Here is a 26,085-nt window from a genome sequence, read left to right on the forward strand (position 1 = left end):
TGATCCTAGCCAAAATAATGGACAGCACGTCCCTCTAAAGATAACGTAACTTTAATCTTTGGAGATTCAAGAAATGGCTAAACGTTTTAGTCCTGAATTTAAACAGCAAGCGATTGATTATGCACTTTCAAACTCCCACGAACCTATAGCTGCAATCGCCCAGAAATTAGGTGTGGGTTATTCAACTTTAGACAAATGGATTCGTGAAGCCAATCCAGTGGGTTCAAGCAAACGTCAACTTTCACCAGAACAACAGCGGATCTTAGAATTAGAGAAAGAAGTCAAACAGCTCAGGGAAGCCAATGACATCTTTAAAAAAGCGCATGTGTACTTTCTGACAGATCATGCCAAGAAAAGTACACGGTAATTCAAGATCTGGATGTGAATGAAGTCACTGTATCTTCTGCCTGTCAATGCCTGGGTGTCAGCACTTCAGGCTATTATGCCTGGCGAAAACGCCAGACCAATCCAGCGCAGAAATATAATGATTTAAAAGCCGTATATTGGCAGCATCATGCACGATTGGGTGCACCTTCATTGGTACATGACATGCATGATTTAGGTTACAGCATGAGCGAACGAACCGTTGGAAGAATGCTTAAAAAGCTTGGTTTACGTAGCAGGATTGCACGTAAATACAAGCATACGACTGATTCAAACCATCGTTTGCCTACAGCGCCTAACTTGTTGGATCGTCAATTTACGGTCAATGAACCCAATAAGATCTGGACAACGGATATTACCTATATCCGTACTAAGCAAGGTTGGCTGTATTTATGTGTGATGCTGGATCTATTCAGCCGTCGTATTGTCGGCTGGCAAACCAGCCATCGAATAGACCGTCAATTGGTGTGTGATGCGTTTCATTATGCAATGGCTCGTCAGGGGTATCCAATGGGTGTCATGGTGCATTCGGACCAAGGCTCACAGTACTGTAGTCGTGATTTTAGGGCGCTATTATTGACGAATAACTGCGTTCAAAGTATGTCACGCAGGGGAAACTGTTGGGATAATGCAGTGACCGAAAGCTTCTTTCATACATTGAAAGGTCATGTGGTCCATGGCAGTGTGTTTGCCACTCGAAAAGAAGCGAATACAGTCTTGTTTGACTATATTGAGATTTATTACAATCGGGTCAGAAGGCATTCCGCAAACGGCTGGTTAAGCCCAGAAGCCTTTGAACAGAAATATTTTAAGAATTTAGAGGGATTTGTTGTCCACGATACTGTCTAGGATCATAGGAATGGTTTTAGATCCTGGAGATAGAAAAGCCCCTACAATGTAGAGGCTTTATTAAGATGTTAGATCTTATTTTTTACATTGAGGTTGTGAACGGTCAATCACTTGCGTACCTTCAACACGGTAACCCACTTGGCCAACAATAAAGGCTTGGTTTAGTTGCGTAATTACCACATCAGATAAAGCCACTGCACAACGATCTTTTTCAATTGCACGGTCGATGGCAGTTTTAAAGTTAGGAATACCCAATGGAAATAGAACTACAGGTACCTTATCTTCACCTGTAACGCGTTCGCCTTTTACAAATTGGTTTGAGTTTAAGTTGTAGTTTTTAGTTGAAGCGACAGTCATGTCTGCCATACGAACAGAACAACCAGTAAAAGCAACAGACGATACTGCTAATGCAGCAATTAATAATTTTTTCATAATGTATTTACCCCATAAATAGCGAGTGAATTGTAGTCAATGTAGTTGAAAATTCAATTGCAAATTCCACCAAATTTAGAGTGCTGGTCTAAAAATATATCTTTAAAATGAAAGATATAATTTAAACAATAAAAAAAAGCCCCTACAATGTAGAGGCTTTTTATCATCTTAATTTAAAAATTAAGACACTTTATCACCCGGTTTAGCACCAGATTCAGGTGAGATCACCCAAACACCGTCGCCATTACCCGCAGCCAATACCATACCGTTTGAAATACCAAAACGCATTTTACGTGGTGCAAGGTTAGCCACCATCACCACCAATTTGCCTTTTAAATCTTCAGGCGCATAGAACTCACGAATACCGCTAAATACGTTACGTGGTTCAGCTTCACCCACATTTAAAGTGAGTTGTAAAAGCTTGTCAGAACCTTCAACGTGAGCGGCTTCTAAAACTTCAGCCACACGTAAATCAACTTTCATAAAGTCTTCGATGCCAATGATTTCAGCTTCGCCTACTTTAGGTTCAGGTTTCTTTTCAACTTTCTTTTCTTTTTTCTTTTCAGCTTTTGGTGCTTCAGCAGGAGCAGCTAAAGAATCTTTAGATGCATCGACCATTGCAGCTACCGCTTTTGGATCAACACGTTGCATGAGTGGTTGGAACAATGCAATTTCATGACCCACAAGAATCGTTTCACGCGAAGCAAAGTCAAAGCTGTCTAACTGTAAGAATGCTTGAACTTGTTCAGCAAGTGTAGGCAATACTGGCGCAAGGTAAACCGCTAATTGACGGAACAGGTTAATCCCCACAGAACATACATCATGTACTTGTTGTTCTTCGCCTTCAATTTTAGCGAGTGCCCACGGCTTTTTCTCATCAATATATTGGTTGGCTTTGTCAGCAAGCGCCATGATTTCACGAATCGCAGCAGAGAATTCACGCGCTTCGTATTGCGCTGCAATTGATGCACCTGCATCAATAAAGCTTTGTACCAATTCAGGCTCTGCACACGTTGCAGAAAGTTTGTTATCAAACTTGGTATTAATGAATTTTGCACAGCGGCTGGCAATATTGACTACTTTACCAACTAAGTCAGAGTTAACCTTTTGTACAAAATCATCAAGATTTAAGTCAGAGTCTTCAACTTTATCAGACAGTTTAGATGCGAAGTAGTAACGTAGGTATTCAGGGTTTAAATGCTGTAAATAGGTTTCAGCTTTAATGAACGTCCCACGAGATTTCGACATCTTTTGACCGTTTACAGTTAAAAAACCGTTCACGAATAAACCAGATGGGGTACGGTAGTTAGCACCTTCAAGCATTGCCGGCCAAAACAGCGCGTGGAAATACACGATGTCTTTACCAATGAAGTGATAGACCTCATTTTCAGAATCTTTTTTCCAGTAATCATCAAAGCTTAGATCAGGGCGCTTGGTTTTAATATAGTTTTCAAAGCTCGACATATAACCAATTGGCGCATCTACCCATACGTAGAAGTATTTGTTTGGCGCATCTGGAATTTCAAAGCCAAAATATGGCGCATCACGAGAAATATCCCAATCGGATAAACCTGCTTCAAACCATTCATCAAGTTTATTAGCAATAGAGACCGGTAAACGACCTTCATCGCGTGTCCATTTTTGTAGGTATTCTGAGAAATTCGGTAGCTTAAAGAAGTAATGATCTGAAGATTTTTCAATCGGTGTTGCACCGCTTAAGGTTGATTTTGCATCTAATAATTCAGTCGCGTTATAAGTGGTACCGCAAACTTCACATGAGTCGCCGTATTGATCTTCCGCTTTACATTTTGGGCATGTGCCTTTAATAAAACGGTCTGATAAGAACATGCCCTTTTCAGGGTCAAACAATTGTTTAACAGGACGTACAGCAATGTTGCCGCCATCACGGTTTTTAATATAAATTTCTGACGCACGTGCTTGGTTTTCTGCGCTGTTGGTCGAGTCGTAGTGGTCAAAATCGACTTTAAAGCCAGCGAAATCGCGTTCGTGTTCGGCTTGCACATTGGCAATTTGTTGTTCTGGGCTAATGCCGTTTGCTTCAGCACGTAGCATAATTGCTGTACCGTGAGCATCGTCTGCACATACATAAGTCACGTTATGACCCATTGCACGCATCGCACGAACCCAAATATCTGCTTGGATATAACCAAGTAAGTGACCCATATGGATCGGGCCATTGGCGTAAGGAAGGGCATTGGTGACTAAAATATTACGCACGGATTAACTCTCTCATTCGTATTCATATGCAATGGGCTCGATTTTACATGAGTTTGCATGACAGTTGAACAAAGGATGCAAATACTTGTCATATAATGGCTAAGACTAAATATAAGTTATACAGAGTTAGTACTTTGGCTGAATACAAATACACTGGGCTTTACCTTACACCAAGTTTAATAGAAGAGTTAATACTTCAACTTTTTAATAACCGAACCGTTAAGAGAGATGTAATTGTTTCAAAAGTAAGACAATATCATATTGATAATGGTGGGATAATTAATGGTACAAACCTGACACACAGTGTGAAGAAAGCTCTGAATACACTTTCAAAAAATAAAAAAAGTGTAAATCGAGGTTATGGGCAGTGGTATATAGAAGATATTACGGATAGTGAAATAAATGATCAACCTATATCATTTGAGGCAGAAAATCTAAATGAAAATTTACAATCTTTAGCTGTTGAAACTATTGAGAATTCAGAAGCTACAAATATATATGAAGATTTTTATGGAGCAAGTATCTACTTGTACTACTATGAAGCCTATGAAAAATTATCACAATTAGAAGGCAGAGATATTTGGCCTTGTAAAATAGGTATGTCATCTACTGATTCACTTAATAGAATTTTAACTCAAGTAGGTACAAGTTTCCCTGAGAGACCAATTATAGCTCTAATAATTAAAACAGAAAAAGCTAATAATCTTGAACAAGCGATCCATTCAATTTTAAATTTTAAAGGTAGAAAAGTAGAAAACTCACCAGGTAAAGAATGGTTTTACACAAGTCCAAGTGAAATCTCGAATTTGCTAAGGTCTCTTTTTCCCGAACTTCAAGTGCACGATTTAAGAAGTATAGAGATCAGTTAACTATGATTGGTTTGTATAATCCTCGCAATAGTATTTAGATAGTTAGATAGAGTTTCAGTTATGATGGATGACGATTTTGATTTTGACGGCCCTGTAACCAAAATTGCAGCCAATAACAGCACACAGCTGCTCGCGGGTAAACAAATTTTGGCAGACGCGCAAGACTACTTTGCCACCATGTCAAACAAAGAACATGATTTTTTGCAGCAGCATTTAATGGAACTGGCCAAGCAAGATGCTTATTTCCAAGTACTTGCAGATGAATTTAATCAAACAGCGGATGCTAAACTTGCCAATGATGCCTTAAATTTTCTGCATTTTTGGCAACTGATTAACCAAGCTGAAGACGTGAATCAATTTAAGGTATTAGAGATCATCAACGATGCATACTTTAAAACGGAACTATTAAAAGCCTTTGATGACTTAAGTCAAAATGCTCACAGCAGCGCACGCCGTGGCGTCATTGAACAAGCATTAGAAATGTATAAACTTGGTTTTTATGCAGGTTGTGTGCCGCTGCTGTATGCACAGCTCGAAGGCTTACTGACCGATGTATTATTGGCACAAGGCTTTTTAGCGCAAAAAGACACTAAGTTTTTAGATGTCTATAAAATTGTGCCCGGCTTAAAAGGCAATGAGATTAAAAGCTTATGGCATAAAGCCAAAATTGCGACAGAAATGAATGCGTATTTTAGCGAGCTTGCGGCTTATAAAATGGATAGCAGTTCTAATGTGACCATGACTCGCCATAATATTTTACATGGCACCGATGTAGCACATTTTACGCAGGCGCGTAGCTTTATCTTATTCTTATGGTTGTTTAGCGTGACCAGTTTTATGCGCGGTATTCGCTAACAGCATCAGCACTTAAAGCAAATTTAAGTGCTGAATTTTTTTAAGATGCCAATCACAACACGATTTAATTGCCAACTAAAACATGACATGCTGTTTTATGTATTGGGCATGTTGCAAATTGCAGCTTTTAGCCGCTAATTTTAAAAAAAGCGTTATAACTAGCTTAAAGCCAAACTCAACAGGTGGTGAGCATGAGTAAAATTGACGATCTTAAACATAAAGCCCATGAGCTTGCTGATGGATTAAAACTCAAAGCTAAAGAGGCTTTAGTCAAAGGTGAGCAATTGGCAGATGACTTAAAACATAAGGCACAAGATGCCAAGCTCAAAGCCGAACACAAGTTACATGACTTAAAACGTGACGACAAAAAGACTGGTGAAGGTGATGAAGATCAGCATCATCGCTAAAGCAAAAAAGATTGCCATTTGGCAATCTTTTTTGCTTTTGAGCTATAAAAATTGCGAATTAAATTAAAGCGGCTTAACCTAAACTTAAATAACCGCTAAACTAAGCAATTCGATCGAAAAATGCAGTTTTGGAGTAAATATATGTCGTGGCTTTCTTCGCTTAAATCGGTTTTTTCGCCCGCACAGGAGGTGAAAGAAGAAGAAGTCCAGCACGTGCTACAAAGTTATTTGTTGCCAAAATCCAAAGATGCGCTGAAAGATCGTATTACCCAAGTCAATGTGCAAGGGCAAATTCTGCAAATTACCATCAATACGGTCCCAAGCGAAGCCGATGACTTGCAGCAAATTCATGATGAGCTAGCCGATGCCTTAGAAAAATGCGGTATTAAAGAACTCAATATGCATGTGATTCAGCAAAAAACGGCACATAAAGCAGGGGGCTGTGGACATAACCATAGCGAGGGCGAAAGTTGCTCAACTCAAAAAGCCGAACCTGCAAAAAGCAATTTACCGCCTGTAGTTGATGCCTCAGCCAGTATGGATGCGGTACAACAAGCCAATGCCAATTATCAGCCCAAGCAAGCAGAAGCACCTATTCAAAAAGCCGCACCGCAGCAACGCGATGTGCCTAAACATCCACGTATTCAAAATGTACTGTTGGTATCTTCAGGTAAAGGTGGTGTGGGTAAATCAACCACCACGGTCAATCTAGCTTTAGCCTTACAAAAGCTCGGCTTAAAAGTGGGTGTGTTAGATGCTGACATTTATGGCCCAAGTATTCCCACCATGTTGGGTAATGCCGGTCGTACGCCTATGATTGAAGCGGAAAACTTTGTGCCACTCGATGCTTATGGTTTGGCGGTTTTGTCTATTGGTCACTTAACGGGGGATCATAATACCCCTGTGGCATGGCGTGGGCCTAAAGCCACTGGCGCTTTAATGCAACTCTTTAACCAAACGCTTTGGCCTGATTTAGATGTACTATTAATTGATATGCCACCAGGTACAGGGGATATTCAGTTAACTTTGGCACAGCGCATTCCAGTCACTGGCGCAGTGATTGTCACCACACCGCAAAACGTGGCACTTATGGATGCGACTAAAGGCATTGAGTTGTTTAACCGTGTGCATATTCCAATTTTGGGTGTGGTTGAAAATATGTCGACCCATGTATGCTCAAACTGTGGTCACGAAGAGCAGATTTTTGGTACAGGTGGGGGTGACAAACTGTCTGAGCAATACCAAATTCCATTATTAGGTCGTTTACCGTTGAATGCGCAAATTCGCGAAAATGCGGATATAGGTAAGCCATCTGTCTTAGCCGAAGATACAGCAGCGCCAAGTTATATGGCAATTGCAGAAAAACTGGCGCAAGCTTTACCTAAAGCTGAAAAAGATCAAAGCCGTATTTTCTAAGTACAATTTAAAAAAAGCTCAAAGTTTAAGCTTTGGGCTTTTTTTTGTTGAAATTTCTAGCAATCAATTATTTTTGTTACAATCTGGTTACATTGTTTCCATATGTAATTCTTAATTTAAGTGCTTAATGTACTTAGATTTTATAGGGGGAAAAACATGAAAACTTTAACACAAGCTATTGTTCTAGGTTTGGCTACAGCTGTGATGGCTGCACCTGTAATGGCTGCTGAAACACAGCCTGTCACTTTACAACAATTTGCAGCGCAAAAAAAAGCAGCTGCTGAAGCTGATGCAGCGAAAAAACTCGCAGCTCAAAAAGCCCAAACAGCACAAAAAATCAATGCCAGCAAAGTGGTTTTAAGCGAAAAAGAGCAAAAAGCCAAGGCGGCAGAAAAAGCCGCTAAATTAAAAGCTAAAGCAGATGCGAAAGCTAAAAAGCAACAGGCAAAATTAGCAGCCAAAAAGGCCAATGCTGCAGAAAAAGCAGCAAAAGCACAACAAGCCGCAGCGGCAAAAAATGCTAAATTAAATAAAGAAGCGACTCAGGTGGCGAGCCAAGTACAAGCTGCAAAAATCTAAAAACAGCAGTACTCGGTCAATAATTTAAGTTTAAGCGTTAGCCCAACTTCGGTTGGGCTTTTTTTGGGTTATTGCTGTTGTTGATAGTATTGAATAGCACCGGGATGTAAAGCAAACACTAAACCTTGTTGTGATTGCTGTACATTAATTGCCTGAGCAGCGCGACTCAATTGTTGTAAACGTGGCAGATGATGAAAAAAGCTTTGGGTCAGCGCATAGACATCTTGTTGGCTTATATCTTGACGCACCACTAAAGTATGCATTACCGCAACTGTGGGTACGGCTGCATGGCGACCATAGCTATTTTCTGCAATGTTTGTGGCAACAAAATAGGGGTGTTGCTGTTGTAACGCTTTGATGTGTTGCGGTTCTAAGCCAATAAATTTGTAGTTAAAGCCATCTTGCATCAAATGATTTAAGGCTTGATTGGGGATATGCCCACTCAAAATAGCAGCATCAATACGACCATTTTTAAAGGCATCCATGGCTTCAGCATGGCCAAAATACCACATTTTATAATCATTACGCTTTAAGCCCACACTGGCTAAAATCCGTTTGGCATTGGTTTCGCTATGTGATGACTGAGCGCTGACCGCAATTCTTTTATTTTTTAAGTCAGCTAGCGTGTGAATGCTGGATTGGCTGGGGGCAATGATGTGTATATAACTTGGATATAGCGCCGCAATTTGCACTACATTATAAACGGGTTGTTGAAATTCAGCCTTACCCTGTATGGCATCATGTAAAACATCGCTCATCACTAAGGCTAAATCAGCTTTTTTGTCCTTTAATAAGCGTAAATTCTCGGCTGATCCTTGGGTAATTTTTGTATCGACTGGAATTTGATATTGATTTTGATAAAGCTCAGCGAGTGCTTGCCCAATTGTGGTATACGGACTCGAGGCATCCGCTGTGGCAATGGTTAAATGTTGTGCATCAAGTTTTAGCTCAGGATTAAATTCAGTCGGTTGAGCGGTGGATGAGGGGTGAGGTTTAGAACAGGCGGTCAAGCTAAAGGCAAGACTCAAGACCATTAATGTGCGTAATCCATGCATAAGGCAGCTCCTTGTTGGAGTAGTATTTTTATTTTGCTGCAAATTTTTATCTTAATTATGCTATACAAAAAAATCCCGCATGGCGCGGGATTTTTTCTAAATCAAACAAATTAAATTATTTGGCAATTTTTGCTAATAATTCTGCTTTGCTTAAATTTACAGATTCAGCGTCACGGCGACCTTTATATTCAAAAGTACCTGCATCCAAACCTTTTTCACCAATCACAATACGATGTGGAATACCGGTTAACTCAAGATCTGAGAATTTCACCCCCGGACGTTCGTTACGGTCATCTAATAACACATCATATCCAGCAGCTTGTAGCTCTGCATACAATTCTTCAGCTGCAGCTAAAGCGCGTGGTGATTTATGCGCATTCATTGGCACAATGGCAACTTCAAATGGTGCAATCGCGGTCGGCCAAATAATGCCTTTTTCGTCGTAGTTTTGCTCAATCGCAGAGGCAACTACACGCGTTACACCAATACCGTAGCAACCCATGGTCACGACAAATGGTTTACCATCTTCACCCAATACTTTACAGCCTAAAGCTTCTGAGTATTTTTGACCCAATTGGAAGATATGACCGACTTCAATACCACGTTTGATTTGTAGTGTGCCTTTACCATCTGGAGATGGATCGCCTTCAACGACATTACGTAAGTCATATATTTCGGTAAACTTGGCATCACGTTCCCAGTTCACGCCCGTTGCGTGTTTGTCAGCTTCGTTTGCACCCGCTACAAAGTCAGACAATACTGACGCTGCGCGGTCAACAATGACTGTCACGCCTTTTTCAACTAAACCTTGTGGGCCAACGAAACCAGCGGTTAAGCCAAGCTCAGCAATTTGCGCTTCAGTGGCAAATGTAAGAGGAGCAGCAATTTGCGGGTGTTTTTCCGCTTTAATTTCATTTAGTTCGTGGTCGCCACGTAAGAATAACGCGACAACAGGTGCAGTTTTACCTTCTTCAGCTACACCTTGTACCAGTAAAGCTTTGACTGATTGGGCTGGATCTGTACCTAAGAATGCGGATACATCAGCAATAGTTTTTTGGTTTGGTGTATCGACAACTTGAAGTTCTTGCGTAGGGGCAGCACGTTCGCCAACCAATACCGCTTCAGCCATTTCCACGTTAGCCGCATAATCAGATTCAGTTGAGAAGGCGATATCGTCTTCACCGCTTGATGCTAAAACGTGGAATTCGTGTGAGCCTGAACCGCCAATTGAACCAGTATCGGCTTGTACAGGGCGGAAGTTTAAGCCTAAACGAGTGAAGATACGGCAGTATGCGTCATACATAATGTCGTAAGTTTCTTGCAATGATTCTTGGTTGGTATGGAAAGAGTAAGCATCTTTCATGACAAATTCACGCGAACGCATGACACCAAAACGTGGACGGATTTCGTCACGGAATTTAGTTTGCACTTGGTAGAAGTTGGCAGGAAGTTGCTTGTAGCTTTTTAATTCGTTACGCGCAAGATCAGTGATCACTTCTTCGTGTGTTGGGCCAAGCACGAAATCGTTGTTATGACGGTCTTTAAAACGTAGTAATTCTGGACCATATTGCACATAACGACCTGATTCTTCCCATAAAGCGGCAGGTTGAGTCACAGGCATTAATACTTGTAGTGAACCTGCGCGGTCCATTTCTTCACGGACAATCGCTTCCACTTTATTTAAGACGCGAACACCCATTGGTAACCAGCTATATAAACCAGATGCCAGTTTACGGATCATACCGGCACGTAGCATCAACTGATGCGAGATCACTTCCGCATCATTTGGGGTTTCTCTTAACGTTGCAAATAAAAAGCGACTCGCGCGCATGGAAACTGTCCTAAGCAAAGATGAGTAATTAAGGGCGAAATTATACAATAAAAACTGCGCCGGCATGTTGAATGTCGGCGCTTTTGTGTTAAGAGAGAATTTTTTTGCTGATTCGCTGCATAAAATTCTTAAAATCATCTAAATAAGTGAAGATCACTGGCACAACCACTAAGGTCAGTAGGGTAGAAGTAATCACGCCACCAATCACCGCATGCGCCATCGGTGCGCTTTGTTCACCGCCTTCACCTAAGCCCAAGGCTAAGGGCACCATGCCCATGACCATGGCACTGGTGGTCATTAAAATTGGACGTAAACGGGTTTTGCCAGCTTCCACAATCGCAGTGTAACGATCCACCCCGCGATCCATGGCTTTTTTAATAAAGTCGATCAGCAAAATGGCATTTTTAGTGACCAGACCCATCAGCATAATAATCCCGATAATGGAGAATAAGTTCATGGTGGAGTTAAATAAGAATAAAGCCAAGAACACGCCAATTAACGACAAAGGCAGTGAGGCCATAATCGCGGCAGGGTGAATAAAGCTATTAAACTGCGAACCTAACACAATATAGATAAACACAATTGAAAGAGTAATAGCTGTGAGCGCATAACCTGCTGATTCTGCCATATCAGCATTGGAACCTTGCGTCATAAAGCTATAGCCAGCAGGTAATTCAAAGTTATCTTGAATCCTTTGAATGTCGGCACCAATATCACCTGCGGGACGACCAGAAGTATTGGCTTCAACCAACACTTCACGCGATAAATAACGACGGTTAATTTGTGAAGCGCCTAAATCTTGTTGCAAGGTCGCTACAGTGGAGAGCGGAATTAAAATCGGCTGACCATTGGCATCTAGTTTTTGTGAACCGATGTACAGCTTTTCTAAATCATTTGGCAAGCCGCGCTGGCTATCCGCTAAGCGCACATTAACGTCATAGGTTTCGCCTTTATCATCTTCCCAAGTGGTGACATCATCACCTGCCAAGAGTGGACGAATAGCATTACCAATTTGACTGACTGATAAACCTAAATCGCTAGCCAGTATCCGATTAATTTGGATGCTTAAAGTCGGTTTTGGTTCTTTCAATGAGCTTTCTAAATCAACGATGCCTTCGACTTGACCAATCTCTGCCATAAAGCGATCGGAGATTTTTTGTAATTCATCCAACTCTGGGCCTTGAATTGAAATCATCACCGGTTTTTGACCACCAGATACCGTTTCGTCGGCAGAAGCCACTGAAGTGACCGTAATTCCAGCGACAGATTGTAAACGCTGACGGAATTGATTGGTGAGATCAGTTAAGCTTTGCTCACGTTGTTGGCGCGGAGTCACTGTGACACGTAAGCTGACATGGTTTTTACCACGATCGGTGACACTATTAATCACGCCATAGGTACTAATCACCTCCGGATGCTCGCGAATAATGGCATCCACTTGTTTGAGCTTGGCTTCAGAATATTCAATGGCAGCATCGACTGGGGTTTCAAACTTAATTCGAATTTCGGCTTTATCGGGTACAGGCACAAATTCTGTACCAATCATTTTAGATAAAGCCAAAGCGCCAAAGAGTGAAGCAACCGCTAAGGCTAAAGTCATGACGCGAAAGCGTAACGCCAGTTTAAGTAGCTTTTCATAGATCACGCTTAAATGATCTAAGCGTGTAGACACCCAATCTAAGCAGCGTTGAACTTTATTGGGTTTTTGCTTGGTTTTTGGTTTTTCTGCCCAATGCGCTGAGAGCATCGGATCGAGGGTAAAACTAACAAACATCGAGATTAATACCGCAATACTGACCGTTACCCCAAACTGGTAGAAAAAGCGTCCAATAATGCCGCCCATAAAGGCCACCGGTAAAAACACCGCCACAATGGTCAAGGTAGTGGCAAGCACTGCCAAACCAATCTCTTTGGTGCCATCTAATGCTGCTGTGACATGATCTTTGCCCATATCGGCATGACGGACAATGTTTTCCCGTACCACAATCGCATCATCAATTAAAAGACCAATACTTAAAGACAGCGCCAATAGCGTCATCATATTGATGCTAAAACCAAAGGCCCAAATAAAAGTGAGTGTCCCGAGTAGCGCAATCGGTAGGGTAAGACCTGTAATAATGGTGGAGCGGAATGAACCTAAGAATAATAAGACAATCAGAACGGCTAAAATCGCACCTTCAATAATGGTACGCACCACGTTATCAATACTGCCACGAATACTTTTAGACGAATCGACCACCACTTTGGCTCTGGTGCCTTCAGGCAATTGAGCTTGAATTTTATCGAGGACTTTATAGGTGTTATCTACGACTTCAATAATATTAGAATCTGAGCTACGTAAAATATCGACTGCGACCGCAGCTTGACCATTTAAAAACGCACCTGAATCGGTTTCGGCTTGGCTGTCGGTGACCGTGGCGACTTGTTTTAGATAAATGGGTACGCCATTTTTATTGGCGACAATTAAATCGCCAAAACCTTGCGGATAGATCACTTTGGATTGAATTTCAACCACGAGCTCAGTGTTGGCATTTTTTAAGCTTCCCCCTGGTAAGTCAATATTTTCTGACTTTAAGGTATTGATGACTTGATCGATACCGACGCCCAAGCTTTGCATTTTGCTGGGTTCCACCGCAATGCGAATTTGGCGCTGTGCATCGCCCAATAAATTCACCGAACCAACACCAGCGACGGTACGCAGTTGTGGCACAATGCGCTGCTCTAAATAAGAACTTAAATCACGTAAGGCGAGATTTTCTGATTCAAAGACAATCGACATTACCGCATTGGCAGTGGGGTCATAGCGCTCAACAATCGGATCAGAGATTTCATCGCGAAAATCAGCGCTGACCACGGCAATTTTATCACGTACATCTTGTGCCGCCGTGGTCGAAGAGGTATCTAAATTAAATTCCACCATCACAGTCGATAAACCTTCGCTGGATTGCGAAACGATTTTTTTAACCCCAGAAATGGTATTAATTTGATCTTCAATTTTTTTGGTGATGTCGGATTCAACCGCTTCAGGTGATGCACCAGCATAATTGGTATACACCACCACAAATGGGAAATCGACGTCAGGGAATTCTTCAACCCCCATGCGCTGCCAAGATGCAACACCCAAAACCATTAAGCAAAACATCATCATAATGGTAAAAACAGGATATTTGACACTAATTCGGGTAAACCACATGCGCGTAAATCCTGTTACTGGCTAATGCTAACAGCGTGATTGATTTGTTTATCGTTAAATTTGACTCGGCTAATACGGTCATTGGCGCTTAAACCACTGACCACAGCTTGATTTAAACTTGGATTTTGCTGCAATAGGGTAATCGCAACTTTATGTAGTTTTTGATTGCGTACTACCCAAACATAAGCTTGGCTGTCAATATTGTGAATCACATCTAAAGGCACTAACTGACCTGCAACAGCTTGACCAGAAATAATATCGCCTTCAATAAAAGCACCAATACTTAAACTTGGCATATTTTGTTGGGGTTGAGCGAAAAACTCAATCTGACGACTAGCGATATCGGCAACCGGTGCGACACGGGTCAATTTGGCGCTCAACAGCGTGGATTGACCTTGAAGACGATATTCAATGTGATTACCCACAGCTAAGGCACTTTGCTGTTCGACAGGAACCTGTGCTTGTAGTTCCAAATGATCGGGATCAACAATTTCAAATAAGGTTTGACCTGCAGCGACAGTTTGACCGGGTTCGACCTGACGTTGCGTGATGACGCCAGAAATCGGGCTTCTAATCACGCCATCTTGATTGGCTTTTTGGGCAATATCCACATTGGCGCGTTGTGCCGCTACATTTTCTTGCTGCGCTTGATAGTCGACCATGCTTTGCTCATATTCTACTTGAGAAATGAAGCCTTGCTGTAATAGGCGTTGTTTACGCTGCATCATCAACTTGGCTTGATTGGCCTGCGCCTGTGTGGCAGCTAAATTGGCTTGAGCTTGTGCAAGGCGCGCCGCGTTATCTTGGTTGTTAAGCACCACCAAAACTTGGCCTTGATTGACACGTTGACCAATATTGCCATTCACCTGCGTCGCAGTTGCGGTGACTTGTGCTTGGACACTACTTTGATTAACCGCGCGAATGGTGCCACTAAAACGGGTTTTATTGACGGCTTCGCCATAGGCAATATCCACTAAGTCAGCTGCAATGAGCTCGATTTTAGCAGGACTAGAAACAGGTTTTTCAGGTTCCTCTTGACCACAACCACTGAGGCTTAAAGTCAAACTTAGACACAATAAAACAGAGGTTGCAGTAAATTGATGAGGTCGCATGCATCATTCCTAGATATGCTAAAACAAAATTATTCAAGCGCTTTTAAACGCGTGATGATTCTATCGTATTCTATTTGGCATTTTTGATATTGCATCTGTAACGATTGCAATTGTTTGTGTCCGTTTTGAATATATTGTTGATTATATTTAAGGGTGTTTTGCAGGGTTTGTGGTATAGCAAGGCCCTTTTTAGTGTATTGCTGCTCTTGTTTTTTAAACAGGATTCGGTCCTTTTGTAGTTGGGCCAATTGTTGTTGTTGCAACTGAATCTGTTTATTAATGTGCGATAGGCTTTCTTGACGTTTTTGCGTGGCTAGACGACTTGACCCATATGCTTTTTTAAGACGTTGATCGGCTTCTTTTTGCTTGCTTACTGTATTGGTTGTACTGATATGTGATGAGGCTTTATCTGGGTTAAACGGTTTGGTGCGTTGAATCACCTGCATATTACGGTCCAATGCTTCATAACCATAACGAATATGATTGGGACTTACCGTTGTACTGACGTTGGCGACCCCCTTGCTATCGTAATAACGATACCACGCCGGCTTAACGCTATTGGCTAAAAGTGGCAGTGAAAATGCGCTAAGTGTCACAAAAATAAGCCATTTTAATTTTCCCAATTGGCTTAAAAAAGTCCATGGGTGTGTTAATTTTGTCATCCTAGTCTTACCCAAATAAAGTTGACTAAATTACTCATTTTTAAGTAAATAATTACACTATCTTATCATGTGCTGCTGTTTTAAAAACCCTGACAAACTTAAAAAAAAAATATTGTTGCAACAGGGGTGTGATAAGGTTGTCATAAAGCCTTGCAAATGCAAGCTCTTTCAAACTCACTTCGTTGAAACCAAAGGTAAATCTGTGTTAAAAATGCAGATAATTTCTATAAAAGCATATTACATGCAGTCTAAAAATGGGCAGGGGTCATGAAATGGACGCAAAATTTCAGAATTTAAAAGTAATGGTGATTGATGATTCAAAGACCATCCGCCGTACCGCAGAAACATTATTACAACGCGAAGGCTGCAATGTAGTCACTGCGGTAGATGGTTTTGAAGCCTTATCTAAGATTGCTGATGCGAATCCAGACATCGTTTTTGTTGACATCATGATGCCACGTTTAGACGGTTATCAAACCTGTGCTTTAATTAAAAATTCACAGCAATATCAAAACACACCGGTGATTATGCTCTCCAGTAAAGATGGTTTATTTGATCAAGCCAAAGGCCGTGTGGTGGGCTCGGATCAATATTTAACTAAGCCTTTTAGTAAAGACGAGTTATTAGGTGCGATTCGCACACATGTAAAAGCAAAAGTATAACGATTTTAATTTAATTTTTTATTGGGGAAAGCTATGGCACGTATCCTAATCGTGGATGATTCACCGACTGAAACATTTCGGTTTCGTGAAATTCTGACTAAACACGGTTTTGAGGTGCTTGAGGCATCAAATGGCGCTGATGGGGTAACGATGGCACAAGCTGAGTTACCAGATATGGTACTGATGGATGTGGTGATGCCTGGGGTGAATGGTTTTCAAGCCACACGTCAGATTGCACGTAATGCCAGCACCCAACATATTCCGATTGTCATTGTTAGCACCAAAGATCAAGCCACCGACCGCGTTTGGGGTAAACGTCAAGGGGCACGTGATTATTTGACTAAACCTGTGGATGAACAGCAATTAATTGATGTCATTAAGCAACATTTGACTGTGGAATAAGTTATGGCTGCCAATGGATTTATCGAATTACTTCGTTTGGCAAAACGTGGCAATAAACACTATGTCAATCAAGACAATCAAGTAAATCGATGGTCAGGAATTGCTTTTGAGATCATGGGGCAATACTTTGTTGCGCCATTGGGGGAAGTCTCAGAAGTCATTTATCCACCAAAATGTACACCTGTACCCAATACACAAGCTTGGGTACGGGGTGTGGCCAACATTCGTGGTCGATTACTCTCCGTTTCGGATTTAAGTCACTATTTAGCTGGGCACAGAAGCCAAAGCTCAAGTGCACAAAAAGTGTTATGCATTCAGCATGACGATCATTATGTTGGGTTGATTGTAGATCAAGTATTGGGGATTCAACATTTTAATAAGAAGAGCTTTTTTTCCAATCAAGATGCAATAGAAGACGTTTTACACCCGTATTGCCGTGGTTATTTTCAGCAACATAACCAAAAATGGCAGGTGTTCTTATTCAGTCAACTACTGCAACATCCAAAATATATGAATGCCTCTATTTTATAATATTTAAGCGTCTGAATTAAATGCAGACAGACGTACACGCAATTGGGAGAAGCTAAATGGGCTTTAATATTAAGAAAAGTGCGAGCGAAGGCGCGGGTTTGCTCAACAAAGTCCAAAAACAGGTTGATGAGGCCTCACGTGTCTTTGGTGATAGTGAAAAATCCAAACCTTATATTTATGGTGCTGCATTTAGCTTGCTCTTGGCTTTAGTATTCTTAGCGTATTTGCTCTATAGCGTGCCAAAAAATAATGCCTATACGCAAAGTTTAGGTGAACTGCGTTTGTTATCGCAAACCCTGCCAAACCAAGCAGCGATGACCACTGCAGCGGGTACACCTGAAGCATTAAAACAACTAACTTTAGTCAAAGATGAGTTTGCTGAGCATTTACAGCGTGTGCAAAGTGGTTATGGCAATGGCGATGCTTTACAAAACATTGACGCAAGCTGGGCTAAAGTGGCCAGCAACGTGGAGATCATTACAGCGCAGCAACCACTGATTAATCAGTTATATGATGCCAACTTGGCGTTAAGTGAAACCATTCCTAGCATTCAAGCACAGTACAATTTAATTATTGAGCAAATGTCGCGTCAAGGCAGTTCCGGGAGCCAAATTGCCCTTGCCAAAAACCAAGTGTTTTTAGCTGAACGTATTTTAAACTCAATGAATGGTTTAATGAACGGCTCGCAACACTCAAAGTCCTCTGCCGAAGATTTTAATAGTGATGTGCGTAATTTTGCGGCCTTTTTAAATGGTCAGCTCAATGGTAATGCTGCCTTAGGCGTAGCGCGGGTCGAAGATACCAACTTACGTGCTGCCTTAAGCAATATTAAAGCTGAATACGATCAGGTGATGGCAAGTGCTGCTACTGTGGTGCAAAAAAATGCTGAACCGATTGCTCAAGTGCGTCAAGCCTCAAGTGTCATTTATAATGAATCTACGCCACTATTAAATAACTTAAAACAGTTATCAAACAGTTCATCGTTAGGACTATGGATTCCTGCAATTGGCTTAATTTTATCTTTAATTGGCTTTTTGGTTGGGGTATTCAAGCTGCTGACCTTGCGTGGTGAAGCAGATAAGCAGCGTGTAGCACGTTTACAAGAAGAATATGACCGCAACCAAAACGCGATTTTACGTTTATTAGATGAAATTGCTGATCTTGCGGATGGTGACTTACGTTCCTATGCGACGGTATCGGAAGACTTCACGGGTGCAATTGCAGACTCGATTAACTTTGCCATTGATCAGCTGCGCGATTTGGTATCGCGTATTAATGAAACTTCACAGGAAGTGGCGCAATATACCGCCAACACGCAACACATTACCAATCAATTAGCAGAAGCATCTGAACATCAAGCGCAAGAAATTGCGGGGGCTTCATCTGCGATTAACGAAATGGCAATTTCGATTGATGAAGTATCTTCTAACGCCTCTGAATCAGCACAGGTGGCTGAGCGTTCGGTACAAATTGCATCAAATGGTGCTGATGTAGTACAGCGTTCGATTCAAGGTATGGATATTATTCGTGAACAGATTCAAGAAACCTCAAAACGTATTAAACGTTTAGGTGAGTCATCACAAGAAATTGGAAACATCGTTGCTTTAATTAACGATATTGCCGACCAAACTAACATCTTGGCTTTAAATGCTGCAATTCAAGCGTCGATGGCGGGTGAAGCAGGTCGTGGTTTTGCTGTGGTTGCCGATGAAGTTCAGCGTCTTGCAGAACGCTCAGCCTCTGCCACTAAGCAGATTGAAACCTTGGTCAAAACCATTCAAACTGATACCAATGAAGCGGTCATTTCGATGGAACAAACCACCTCTGAAGTGGTCAAAGGAGCAAGTCTAACCAAAGATGCAGGCGTGGCTTTGGGTGAGATTCAAACCGTATCTAACAACTTAGCGAAACTGATTGCCAACATTTCCGATGCTGCGAAATTGCAGTCAGCATCAGCAGGTCATATCGCAACGACCATGAATGTTGTGCAAGAAATTACTTCACAAACCACAAGCGCGACCTTTGATACTGCACGTTCGGTGTCGGAGTTGGCAAGCATGGCAGAGTCATTACGTGAGTCTGTAACTGACTTTAAATTACCAGAATAACCCGGTAACGGAGACTCAACACTTTAAGTCTCCGGTTGATTGACCATGTACTTGTCTCGAGTGAGGGTAAAACTTAAGAAGCTGAGCTATGAAAGAAATATTAAAAAATTTAGTTGCCCCGATGACGCTTCCCGAAGACAGTTATCTTCAACAAGATGCAGAAATTCTAGAAATTTTTGTTGAAGAAATTGAAGAAATTTTTCAGGAGCTGCAGGTTCTGTTTCAAAAATGGCCGAATCAACCTGAGTGCTTAGTGGAGATTCGTCGCCATTTTCATACCTTAAAAGGCTCTGGACGTATGGTCGGGGCCTTACAGGCAGGCGAGTTAGCGTGGGCAGTGGAAGATACCTTAAACCGTGTTTTAGCTGATAATATTGAGTTAACTAGCACACTGCGTCGTTATACTGAGTATGTATATCAGTTTTATCAAGCCAAACTCTATCCTTGTTTTAAGCAAGTTCAGGCCTTACAGCATGATGTGCGCCCATTGATTTTATTGGGACAACAATTACAACAACAGCAACGCATTACGCCAGAATTACTGACCTTAATTCAAGCTGAAGCAACTATAGCTGGCTTGAGTGGTTTAGAAATTGCGTCAACTGCTCATAAGGAAATTTTAGCTGAGACCACATCAGCTCAGCATACTGCTTATGATTTGGCTGAAACCTTAGTAGTATTTATTGAAGAGGCCGAAGAGCATTTGGCGACGATTGATCGCTTCTTGTTAAATGCTGCAGCCAATAGTGCCGATGATTACAATGCCTTAATTCGTGCCTTGCATACCTTGCGTGGCAGTTCAGCCATGGCACAAATTGACGATGTGTTTAATGCCAGTGCCAAAGTCGAAAAACTATTTAAAAGTTTCTTATTGCAAGAAGATGTGGTTGCTACATCAGCAGAAACTAAATTATTACAACAATATGCTGACTTTATTCGCCATTATCTACCGGCTTTACGTGCCCAAGACCCAGTGCGTTGCAGCGCAGTCAGTCGTGAGTTTGAGGCAGTGTGGGGCTTATATGGCCGTCTTGTACCAATGAATGAGCAAGATAATCCGCATGGTTTAGTGGCGCAATTATTACAGCTTGATATTGATCTACTCCTCGACACCGAAGTTGACTTTATCCAACGTGCCCAACTGAATTTCCCTGTCTATCTAAGAAGTTTAACTGAACAAGCAGAGCGTCTGAGCTTACATACAGACAACCGTGCTGCGGTGGGCATTCATCAATATGCCTTGGCACTTAAAAGTGCTTATAACAAACTTTGGGATAAGCCTGAGTTACTCAACCTAAGCTACGCAGAAGCCTTATTTAATCAGGCCCATATTGAATTTATTCACTTATTTGATACGTTGGCATCTGGGCAACGTGTTGTCTTGTCACCAGCTGCACAAACGGCCCTACAGCAATTACATGACTTTATTGATCATGAAGTCGAGCAGTTGGTTGGCTTTAATGATCTCCCTGAATTCAATCTTTATAAAACCACTAATGTTGACTTTGCGGCTTTATCCCAGCGTTTGGCTGAAGATCGTCGCCAAATTCATTCAACACAGAGCAATCGTGATTTTGATTTAGATTTATTAGAGATCTTTACAGAAGAAGCGGATGAGCTTTTTGAAGTCATTGATCAAGATCTAAACACTTGGGTCAAACAGCAAAATACTGCGGCTTTAAAGAATCTGATGCGCTATTTGCATACCTTAAAAGGTGGTGCCAATATGGTACAAGCCACCCATATTGGTTTAATTGCGCATGAATTAGAAAGTATTTATGAGCGCGTCATTCAAGCGAAGCTCAAAGTAAGTCCAGAGATCATCAAGATTATCCAATTGGTACAGGATAATATTGCTGAACGTCTAGAGCTGATCAAAACACAACACATTGATTACCCTGCAGACCATGCGGTGGATATTTTAGTCAATATTGAAAAACTGGCACAAGGTCATAGCAGTCAGCAAGACCAACCTGTCACGCTTCCACAGGCAGCTGTAGCAGTGATGCAATCTCCTGAAGCAGTTGAAGCAGTTGAAGCAGTTGAAGCAGTTGAAGCAGTTGAAGCAGTTGAAGCAGTTGAAGCAGTTGAAGCAGTTGAAGCAGTTGAAGCAACGCCTACAGATCACCTTGCAACAGTCACGCAGCTCCAAGACAGACTTGATGAGCAGGATAGTTTAGCGCTGTTTGAGGTGAGTAATGCGCTCATATCATCAGTGCCTGAGCCGAGTTTAGAAGATATTGTCGAACAAAGTTTCTATGAAGAAGCTGCAGAACTGCTTGAGCGGGCAGAGACCTTATTAAGCTTCTGGTTTGAGCAACGCAATAATCGTAGCCTACTATTACAATTACAACGTGCAGCGCACAGCCTAAAAGGCGGTGCACGTATGGCACAGATTGAACCGATTGCGCAAATTGCTTATGAATTAGAAACAGTATTTGAGCAGTTTGCAATACACCAAGTCAGCTCTAACGTCCATGACAGCTTATTAGAAAGTACATTGGCATGGTTAAAACGTGCTTTAGATCAGCGTGATTATAGTCATGTCGAGACTTTAGCCAAGCGTTTGGCTCATATTGAATATGCCAATAGTACAGTGCGTTTGCCGAATCACAGCATTCAAGTGGATTTCTTTACGCCGCAGCCTCAAGAGCAGTGGATTGAAGGTGATGGCACAGTACCGCCATCTATGCAAGGTGAATGGCCAGAGAGCAAAAAAAGCGATCATAGCAATGAGATGATTCGTATTTCAGCCGATTTGGTTGAGAAAATGATTGATCTCTCGGGTGAAAACTCGATTAACCGTTCGCGTATTGAGATGGACTTGGCCCAGTTGGGCAACTATCTCAATGAAATGGATTTAACCATCCATCGTCTGGCCGATCAGTTACGTCGTATGGAAGGTGAGCTTGAAACACAAATTATCGCCAAGCATAGCCAAGACGGACATGCCATTTACGCTGACTTTGATCCTTTAGAAATGGATCAATATTCGTCCTTGAATCAGTTGTCTAAATCTTTGAGTGAATCTGCTTCGGATTTGGTTGATTTTAAAGTGACCTTAGCCGAGAAAATCCGTGATGCTGAAGGTTTGTTATTGCAACAATCGCGTATTCAATCTGAAATTCAAGAAAGCCTGATGCGAACTCGTTTGGTGCCATTTACTGGTATGTTGCCACGTTTACAACGTATTGTGCGCACCACCTCAGCGGCACTAAACCGTCCTGCAGAACTAATGGTACATAATAGCGAAGGTGAATTAGACCGAACTATTTTAGAGCGTTTGATTACACCATTTGAACATATGCTACGTAATGCAGTTGATCATGGGATTGAAAGCCCTCAAGAGCGTATGCAATTGGGGAAACCTGAGGTGGGACAAATTGTGCTCAACATCAGTCGCCAAGGTACAGATGTGGTGGTGACCTTTAGTGATGATGGTAAAGGAATTGATGCCCAGAAAATTCGTGCTAAAGCAGAACATCTAGGCTTGATTGGCATGAAGCAGGAGCTGGATGAACAAGAAATCATGCAGTTTATTTTCCATCCCGGTTTTAGTACCGCAGAACAAGTCACCCAAATCTCAGGTCGTGGGGTGGGGTTAGATGTGGTGCAAAGCGAGATTCGTGAGCTAGGCGGACATATTACGGTTGAATCACAGTTAGGACAGGGCACCACTTTTAGTATTCGTGTCCCGACTACAGTGGCGGTAAGCGATGCCTTAATGGTTAAAGTGGGCGACCAACAATTTGCCTTACCCTTGGCCCAAATTGACCGTATTGTACGGATTGTCCCAAGTGCCTTAGAACAGTATTTTGCCAGTGATAGTGATTACTTTAGCATTGACCATGTAGAGTATAAATTACGCTATTTGGCCGAATTTGTAGGCAATCAAAACATCCCACGCCTTAACCATGTTTCACATCCTTTACCGGTTCTACTCATTAAAGGCAGTGGCGGACAAAGCATTGCTTTATTGGTTGACCAACTGATTGGTTCACGTTCGCAGATTGTGGTCAAATCCATTGGACAGCAATTCTCCAAAGTCGCTTCAATTGCTGGGGCAACTATTTTAGGTGATGGACAAGTATGCTTGATTTTAGATGGCCAAAACATTGCCCGTCAGGTTCAAACCTCATTACGTGACAAAGTGGCACTTGTACCAAGTCGTGATGTCCATGAACCAACCAAACACAGCCGTTTGATTATGATTGTGGATGACTCGGTGACCGTGCGTAAGGTCACTTCACGTCTGTTAGAACGGCATGGGTATGAGGTTATGACTGCCAAAGATGGTGTAGATGCCATGGAGCAACTAGAAAACCATCGTCCTGACTTGATGTTACTTGATATTGAAATGCCGCGTATGGACGGTTTTGAGGTGACGAATTTAATTCGTCACCATGACCTGCATCAAGCGCTGCCGATCATTATGATTACCTCGCGTACGGGTGAAAAACATCGTGAGCGTGCCTTTAGCCTTGGAGTGAATCATTACATGGGTAAACCATTCCAAGAAGCAGATTTGTTGGCATATATCCAACAACTTTTACTCGCGTCTGCCTAAGGAGCGGTTATGCAACAGGTCAATCAGCAAGAACTACAGCATTTAATTTCGGTATCGACAGGTTTTATTGATACTTATATCATTGAATGCTACAACCAACCAGCCATGTTGTTACCACAAAACATTGTACTGTCGGCGCTAGACAGTGCAACTGATGTGAGCAGTGTCGATTGGCATGATACTGAATTACCGGTATATGCCATACATCATCCGAGTCAAGCTAAAGGCGTAGCTTTGGTGATTGAAGGCGAAGACAGTAAGCAGCGCTTTGCTTTAATGTGCAACGAAATGCCACAAAGTATGCGTTTACGTATTTCTGAAGTGGTGGATAGTGAACAGGCGATTTGTCCTGAAGAGGTCTTTCAATATGTCAAAGTGGGCGAACAATTGTTTCATGTGCCCAATTTAGCTGCGATTGAAAAAAGTTTGGGTCTATAACGCAAAAAGGAACTCCATAGAGTTCCTTTTTTATGGCAATGCACTGTTAAGTTAAGAGATTTTCTAAAATTTTCTCATAGATTTCAGCCAATGGTTCCAAATCAGCAACATCAGTATGTTCGTTAATTTGATGAATCGTGGCATTGAGCACACCAAGTTCTAACACCTGTGCACCAGTTGGTGCAATAAAGCGACCATCAGAGGTGCCTCCTGAAGTTGACAGCTCAGCATCTGTACCAGTCACCTTTTTAATGGCTTGGGTTGCTGCATTGACCAATTCACCCACTGGGGTTAAGAAAGGTAAACCTGATAAAGTCCATTCAATTTCATAGTCCACATGGTGACGCTGTAAAATTTCAAGCGTGCGTGCTTTTAACTCATCCGCTGTCACTTCAGTTGAATAACGCCAATTCATTAAAATACTCATGCTACCCGGCACAACATTGGTTGCACCTGTACCTGCATTAATATTAGAAATTTGGAATGAAGTGGCAGGGAAGTATTCATTGCCTTGATCCCATACCGTGTCACAAAGTTCAGCCAAAGCTTTAGAGGCCGTATGAATCGGGTTAATGGCTAAATGTGGATAAGCTACATGACCTTGCTTGCCTTTGACGGTAAGTTTGGCGTTTAAAGACCCACGACGACCATTTTTAATAATATCGCCTAAGGTATTGGTACTTGAGGGTTCACCCACCAGACACCACGTCATTTTTTCGTTACGTGCTTCTAAAGTTTCAACCACTTTTACTGTACCGTTGATTGAAGGGCCTTCTTCATCTGAGGTAATTAAAAAGGCAATAGAACCTTTATGGTTTGGATGTTTAGCCACAAAACGCTCAGAAGCTACTACCATCGCAGCCAAAGCGGTCTTCATATCAGCACTACCACGACCGTAGAGCTTACCATCACGAATTTCAGGCAAGAATGGATCAGAATTCCATGCCTCTAAATGCCCAGTAGGTACCACATCAGTATGCCCTGCAAAACAAAACACCGGTGCTTCAGTCCCACGACGTGCCCAAAGATTATCAACATCTTCAAAACGCATGGCTTCAATGTTAAAGCCGATTTTGCTCAAGCGCTCTGCCATAATGTCTTGGCAAGTATGATCAAGGGGGGTGACAGAGGGTTGGCGTAATAATTGTAAGCTAAGTTCTAAAGTATCTGAGGGTTGCATGCGGGTCAAATCTATGGAGAAAGTGCAACTATAATAGGGGAAGATAAAAAAGATGCGAAGTTTACAATGAAAAAAACCTTAAACAATTAAGGTTTTTTTCACGAAATAGACTTACAGTTTGTCTTGAGTACGCTCTGCAGTTTTGGTGATACCTTGACCTGCTTTAGAAACGTCTTTACCCACCCCTTTAAAGGTATTACAACCCGTTAAAGCAAAGGTTACCAATAGTGTGGCAGCAAGAATTTTTTTCATAGGAAGCTCCATCGTTAACATTATTTTTAAGCTGTTTTTGCTCAATTGAGCTTAAATTTGGCT

Annotated in this window: 21 protein-coding genes; 12 read left to right on the forward strand and 9 right to left on the reverse strand. The window is 41.8% G+C overall.

Features of this window, described 5'->3' with window-relative positions; genetic code table 11:
• Positions 1-73 precede the first annotated feature (73 nt).
• A protein-coding gene (locus AC5YCI_RS04980; protein WP_496175269.1) for an IS3 family transposase occupies positions 74-1,233 on the forward strand; the annotation gives its coding sequence in 2 pieces (ribosomal slippage) (positions 74-320 and positions 320-1,233; 1,161 coding nt in all).
• Positions 1,234-1,308: 75 nt separating this feature from the next.
• Here AC5YCI_RS04980 and AC5YCI_RS04985 read toward each other — a convergent pair.
• A complete protein-coding gene (locus tag AC5YCI_RS04985; protein WP_496128772.1) occupies positions 1,309-1,665 on the reverse strand; it encodes a hypothetical protein in 357 nt (118 codons plus the stop codon).
• Positions 1,666-1,845: 180 nt separating this feature from the next.
• The gene (metG, locus tag AC5YCI_RS04990) at positions 1,846-3,903 is read right to left on the reverse strand and encodes a methionine--tRNA ligase (RefSeq protein WP_496128771.1); all 2,058 of its coding nucleotides are present in this window, start codon (positions 3,901-3,903) and stop codon (positions 1,846-1,848) included.
• Between the two features lie 95 nt (positions 3,904-3,998).
• Here metG and AC5YCI_RS04995 point away from each other — a divergent pair, with 95 nt between their 5' ends.
• The 5 genes from AC5YCI_RS04995 (at position 3,999) to AC5YCI_RS05015 (ending at position 8,029) form a co-directional block, all read left to right on the forward strand.
• Positions 3,999-4,772: a GIY-YIG nuclease family protein gene (locus tag AC5YCI_RS04995; protein WP_496175270.1), complete on the forward strand. Its 774-nt coding sequence runs from the start codon at positions 3,999-4,001 to the stop codon at positions 4,770-4,772.
• 60 nt (positions 4,773-4,832) lie between these two features.
• Positions 4,833-5,627 (forward strand): hypothetical protein, encoded by a 795-nt coding sequence (locus AC5YCI_RS05000; RefSeq protein WP_496128769.1) that lies wholly within the window; start codon positions 4,833-4,835, stop codon positions 5,625-5,627.
• A 191-nt stretch (positions 5,628-5,818) separates the two neighbouring features.
• The gene (locus tag AC5YCI_RS05005) at positions 5,819-6,034 is read left to right on the forward strand and encodes a hypothetical protein (RefSeq protein ID WP_496128768.1); all 216 of its coding nucleotides are present in this window, start codon (positions 5,819-5,821) and stop codon (positions 6,032-6,034) included.
• Positions 6,035-6,175: 141 nt separating this feature from the next.
• Positions 6,176-7,450, forward strand: coding sequence for an iron-sulfur cluster carrier protein ApbC (gene apbC, locus AC5YCI_RS05010; protein WP_496128767.1), 1,275 nt, complete (start codon positions 6,176-6,178; stop codon positions 7,448-7,450).
• A gap of 156 nt (positions 7,451-7,606) precedes the next feature.
• Positions 7,607-8,029 (forward strand): hypothetical protein, encoded by a 423-nt coding sequence (locus AC5YCI_RS05015; protein WP_496128766.1) that lies wholly within the window; start codon positions 7,607-7,609, stop codon positions 8,027-8,029.
• A 68-nt stretch (positions 8,030-8,097) separates the two neighbouring features.
• On the opposite strand, the gene AC5YCI_RS05020 is transcribed toward AC5YCI_RS05015, so the two are convergent.
• The 5 genes from AC5YCI_RS05020 to AC5YCI_RS05040 all read right to left on the reverse strand — a co-directional run bounded on the left by AC5YCI_RS05020 (position 8,098) and on the right by AC5YCI_RS05040 (position 15,882).
• Complete coding sequence (locus AC5YCI_RS05020) at positions 8,098-9,084, reverse strand: TAXI family TRAP transporter solute-binding subunit (protein ID WP_496128765.1); 987 nt, start codon at positions 9,082-9,084, stop codon at positions 8,098-8,100.
• Positions 9,085-9,199: 115 nt separating this feature from the next.
• On the reverse strand, positions 9,200-10,915 hold the full coding sequence (locus tag AC5YCI_RS05025) for a proline--tRNA ligase (RefSeq protein ID WP_496128764.1): 1,716 nt from the start codon (positions 10,913-10,915) through the stop codon (positions 9,200-9,202).
• A gap of 88 nt (positions 10,916-11,003) precedes the next feature.
• Entirely contained in the window at positions 11,004-14,108 is a 3,105-nt protein-coding gene (locus AC5YCI_RS05030) for an efflux RND transporter permease subunit (RefSeq protein ID WP_496128763.1), read from the reverse strand.
• Between the two features lie 14 nt (positions 14,109-14,122).
• Positions 14,123-15,220, reverse strand: coding sequence for an efflux RND transporter periplasmic adaptor subunit (locus AC5YCI_RS05035; RefSeq protein ID WP_496128762.1), 1,098 nt, complete (start codon positions 15,218-15,220; stop codon positions 14,123-14,125).
• A 29-nt stretch (positions 15,221-15,249) separates the two neighbouring features.
• Positions 15,250-15,882 carry a hypothetical protein gene (locus tag AC5YCI_RS05040; RefSeq protein ID WP_496175271.1) on the reverse strand — a complete coding sequence of 211 codons (633 nt, stop codon included), beginning with the start codon at positions 15,880-15,882 and terminating at the stop codon, positions 15,250-15,252.
• Positions 15,883-16,154: 272 nt separating this feature from the next.
• Between AC5YCI_RS05040 and pilG the strand changes: the two genes are divergently transcribed.
• The 6 genes from pilG to AC5YCI_RS05070 all read left to right on the forward strand — a co-directional run bounded on the left by pilG (position 16,155) and on the right by AC5YCI_RS05070 (position 24,590).
• Positions 16,155-16,544, forward strand: coding sequence for a twitching motility response regulator PilG (pilG, locus tag AC5YCI_RS05045; protein WP_496128760.1), 390 nt, complete (start codon positions 16,155-16,157; stop codon positions 16,542-16,544).
• Positions 16,545-16,577: 33 nt separating this feature from the next.
• Complete coding sequence (locus AC5YCI_RS05050; protein WP_496128759.1) at positions 16,578-16,946, forward strand: response regulator; 369 nt, start codon at positions 16,578-16,580, stop codon at positions 16,944-16,946.
• Between the two features lie 3 nt (positions 16,947-16,949).
• Positions 16,950-17,477: a chemotaxis protein CheW gene (locus AC5YCI_RS05055; protein ID WP_496128758.1), complete on the forward strand. Its 528-nt coding sequence runs from the start codon at positions 16,950-16,952 to the stop codon at positions 17,475-17,477.
• Positions 17,478-17,533: 56 nt separating this feature from the next.
• Positions 17,534-19,585 (forward strand): methyl-accepting chemotaxis protein, encoded by a 2,052-nt coding sequence (locus tag AC5YCI_RS05060; RefSeq protein WP_496128757.1) that lies wholly within the window; start codon positions 17,534-17,536, stop codon positions 19,583-19,585.
• A gap of 88 nt (positions 19,586-19,673) precedes the next feature.
• Positions 19,674-24,152: a hybrid sensor histidine kinase/response regulator gene (locus tag AC5YCI_RS05065; RefSeq protein WP_496175272.1), complete on the forward strand. Its 4,479-nt coding sequence runs from the start codon at positions 19,674-19,676 to the stop codon at positions 24,150-24,152.
• 9 nt (positions 24,153-24,161) lie between these two features.
• The gene (locus tag AC5YCI_RS05070; protein WP_496128755.1) at positions 24,162-24,590 is read left to right on the forward strand and encodes a hypothetical protein; all 429 of its coding nucleotides are present in this window, start codon (positions 24,162-24,164) and stop codon (positions 24,588-24,590) included.
• 46 nt (positions 24,591-24,636) lie between these two features.
• On the opposite strand, the gene dapE is transcribed toward AC5YCI_RS05070, so the two are convergent.
• Positions 24,637-25,770, reverse strand: a complete 1,134-nt coding sequence (gene dapE, locus AC5YCI_RS05075) for a succinyl-diaminopimelate desuccinylase (RefSeq protein ID WP_496128754.1) — start codon at positions 25,768-25,770, stop codon at positions 24,637-24,639.
• Positions 25,771-25,881: 111 nt separating this feature from the next.
• The gene (locus tag AC5YCI_RS05080) at positions 25,882-26,022 is read right to left on the reverse strand and encodes an entericidin A/B family lipoprotein (RefSeq protein ID WP_496128753.1); all 141 of its coding nucleotides are present in this window, start codon (positions 26,020-26,022) and stop codon (positions 25,882-25,884) included.
• Positions 26,023-26,085: the final 63 nt, after the last annotated feature.

Source organism: Acinetobacter sp. CY17, assembly GCF_059515825.1.

Bases quoted from the DNA above. Each gene is read 5' to 3' on its own strand.
- AC5YCI_RS04985 (WP_496128772.1), bottom strand. From the start codon at position 1,665: ATGAAAAAATTATTAATTGCTGCATTAGCAGTATCGTCTGTTGCTTTT.
- AC5YCI_RS04995 (WP_496175270.1), top strand. From the start codon at position 3,999: ATGGCTAAGACTAAATATAAGTTATACAGAGTTAGTACTTTGGCTGAA.
- AC5YCI_RS05000 (WP_496128769.1), top strand. From the start codon at position 4,833: ATGATGGATGACGATTTTGATTTTGACGGCCCTGTAACCAAAATTGCA.
- AC5YCI_RS05005 (WP_496128768.1), top strand. From the start codon at position 5,819: ATGAGTAAAATTGACGATCTTAAACATAAAGCCCATGAGCTTGCTGAT.
- apbC (WP_496128767.1), top strand. From the start codon at position 6,176: ATGTCGTGGCTTTCTTCGCTTAAATCGGTTTTTTCGCCCGCACAGGAG.
- AC5YCI_RS05015 (WP_496128766.1), top strand. From the start codon at position 7,607: ATGAAAACTTTAACACAAGCTATTGTTCTAGGTTTGGCTACAGCTGTG.
- AC5YCI_RS05020 (WP_496128765.1), bottom strand. From the start codon at position 9,084: ATGCATGGATTACGCACATTAATGGTCTTGAGTCTTGCCTTTAGCTTG.
- AC5YCI_RS05025 (WP_496128764.1), bottom strand. From the start codon at position 10,915: ATGCGCGCGAGTCGCTTTTTATTTGCAACGTTAAGAGAAACCCCAAAT.
- AC5YCI_RS05030 (WP_496128763.1), bottom strand. From the start codon at position 14,108: ATGTGGTTTACCCGAATTAGTGTCAAATATCCTGTTTTTACCATTATG.
- AC5YCI_RS05035 (WP_496128762.1), bottom strand. From the start codon at position 15,220: ATGCGACCTCATCAATTTACTGCAACCTCTGTTTTATTGTGTCTAAGT.
- AC5YCI_RS05040 (WP_496175271.1), bottom strand. From the start codon at position 15,882: ATGACAAAATTAACACACCCATGGACTTTTTTAAGCCAATTGGGAAAA.
- pilG (WP_496128760.1), top strand. From the start codon at position 16,155: ATGGACGCAAAATTTCAGAATTTAAAAGTAATGGTGATTGATGATTCA.
- AC5YCI_RS05050 (WP_496128759.1), top strand. From the start codon at position 16,578: ATGGCACGTATCCTAATCGTGGATGATTCACCGACTGAAACATTTCGG.
- AC5YCI_RS05055 (WP_496128758.1), top strand. From the start codon at position 16,950: ATGGCTGCCAATGGATTTATCGAATTACTTCGTTTGGCAAAACGTGGC.
- AC5YCI_RS05060 (WP_496128757.1), top strand. From the start codon at position 17,534: ATGGGCTTTAATATTAAGAAAAGTGCGAGCGAAGGCGCGGGTTTGCTC.
- AC5YCI_RS05065 (WP_496175272.1), top strand. From the start codon at position 19,674: ATGAAAGAAATATTAAAAAATTTAGTTGCCCCGATGACGCTTCCCGAA.
- AC5YCI_RS05070 (WP_496128755.1), top strand. From the start codon at position 24,162: ATGCAACAGGTCAATCAGCAAGAACTACAGCATTTAATTTCGGTATCG.
- dapE (WP_496128754.1), bottom strand. From the start codon at position 25,770: ATGCAACCCTCAGATACTTTAGAACTTAGCTTACAATTATTACGCCAA.
- AC5YCI_RS05080 (WP_496128753.1), bottom strand. From the start codon at position 26,022: ATGAAAAAAATTCTTGCTGCCACACTATTGGTAACCTTTGCTTTAACG.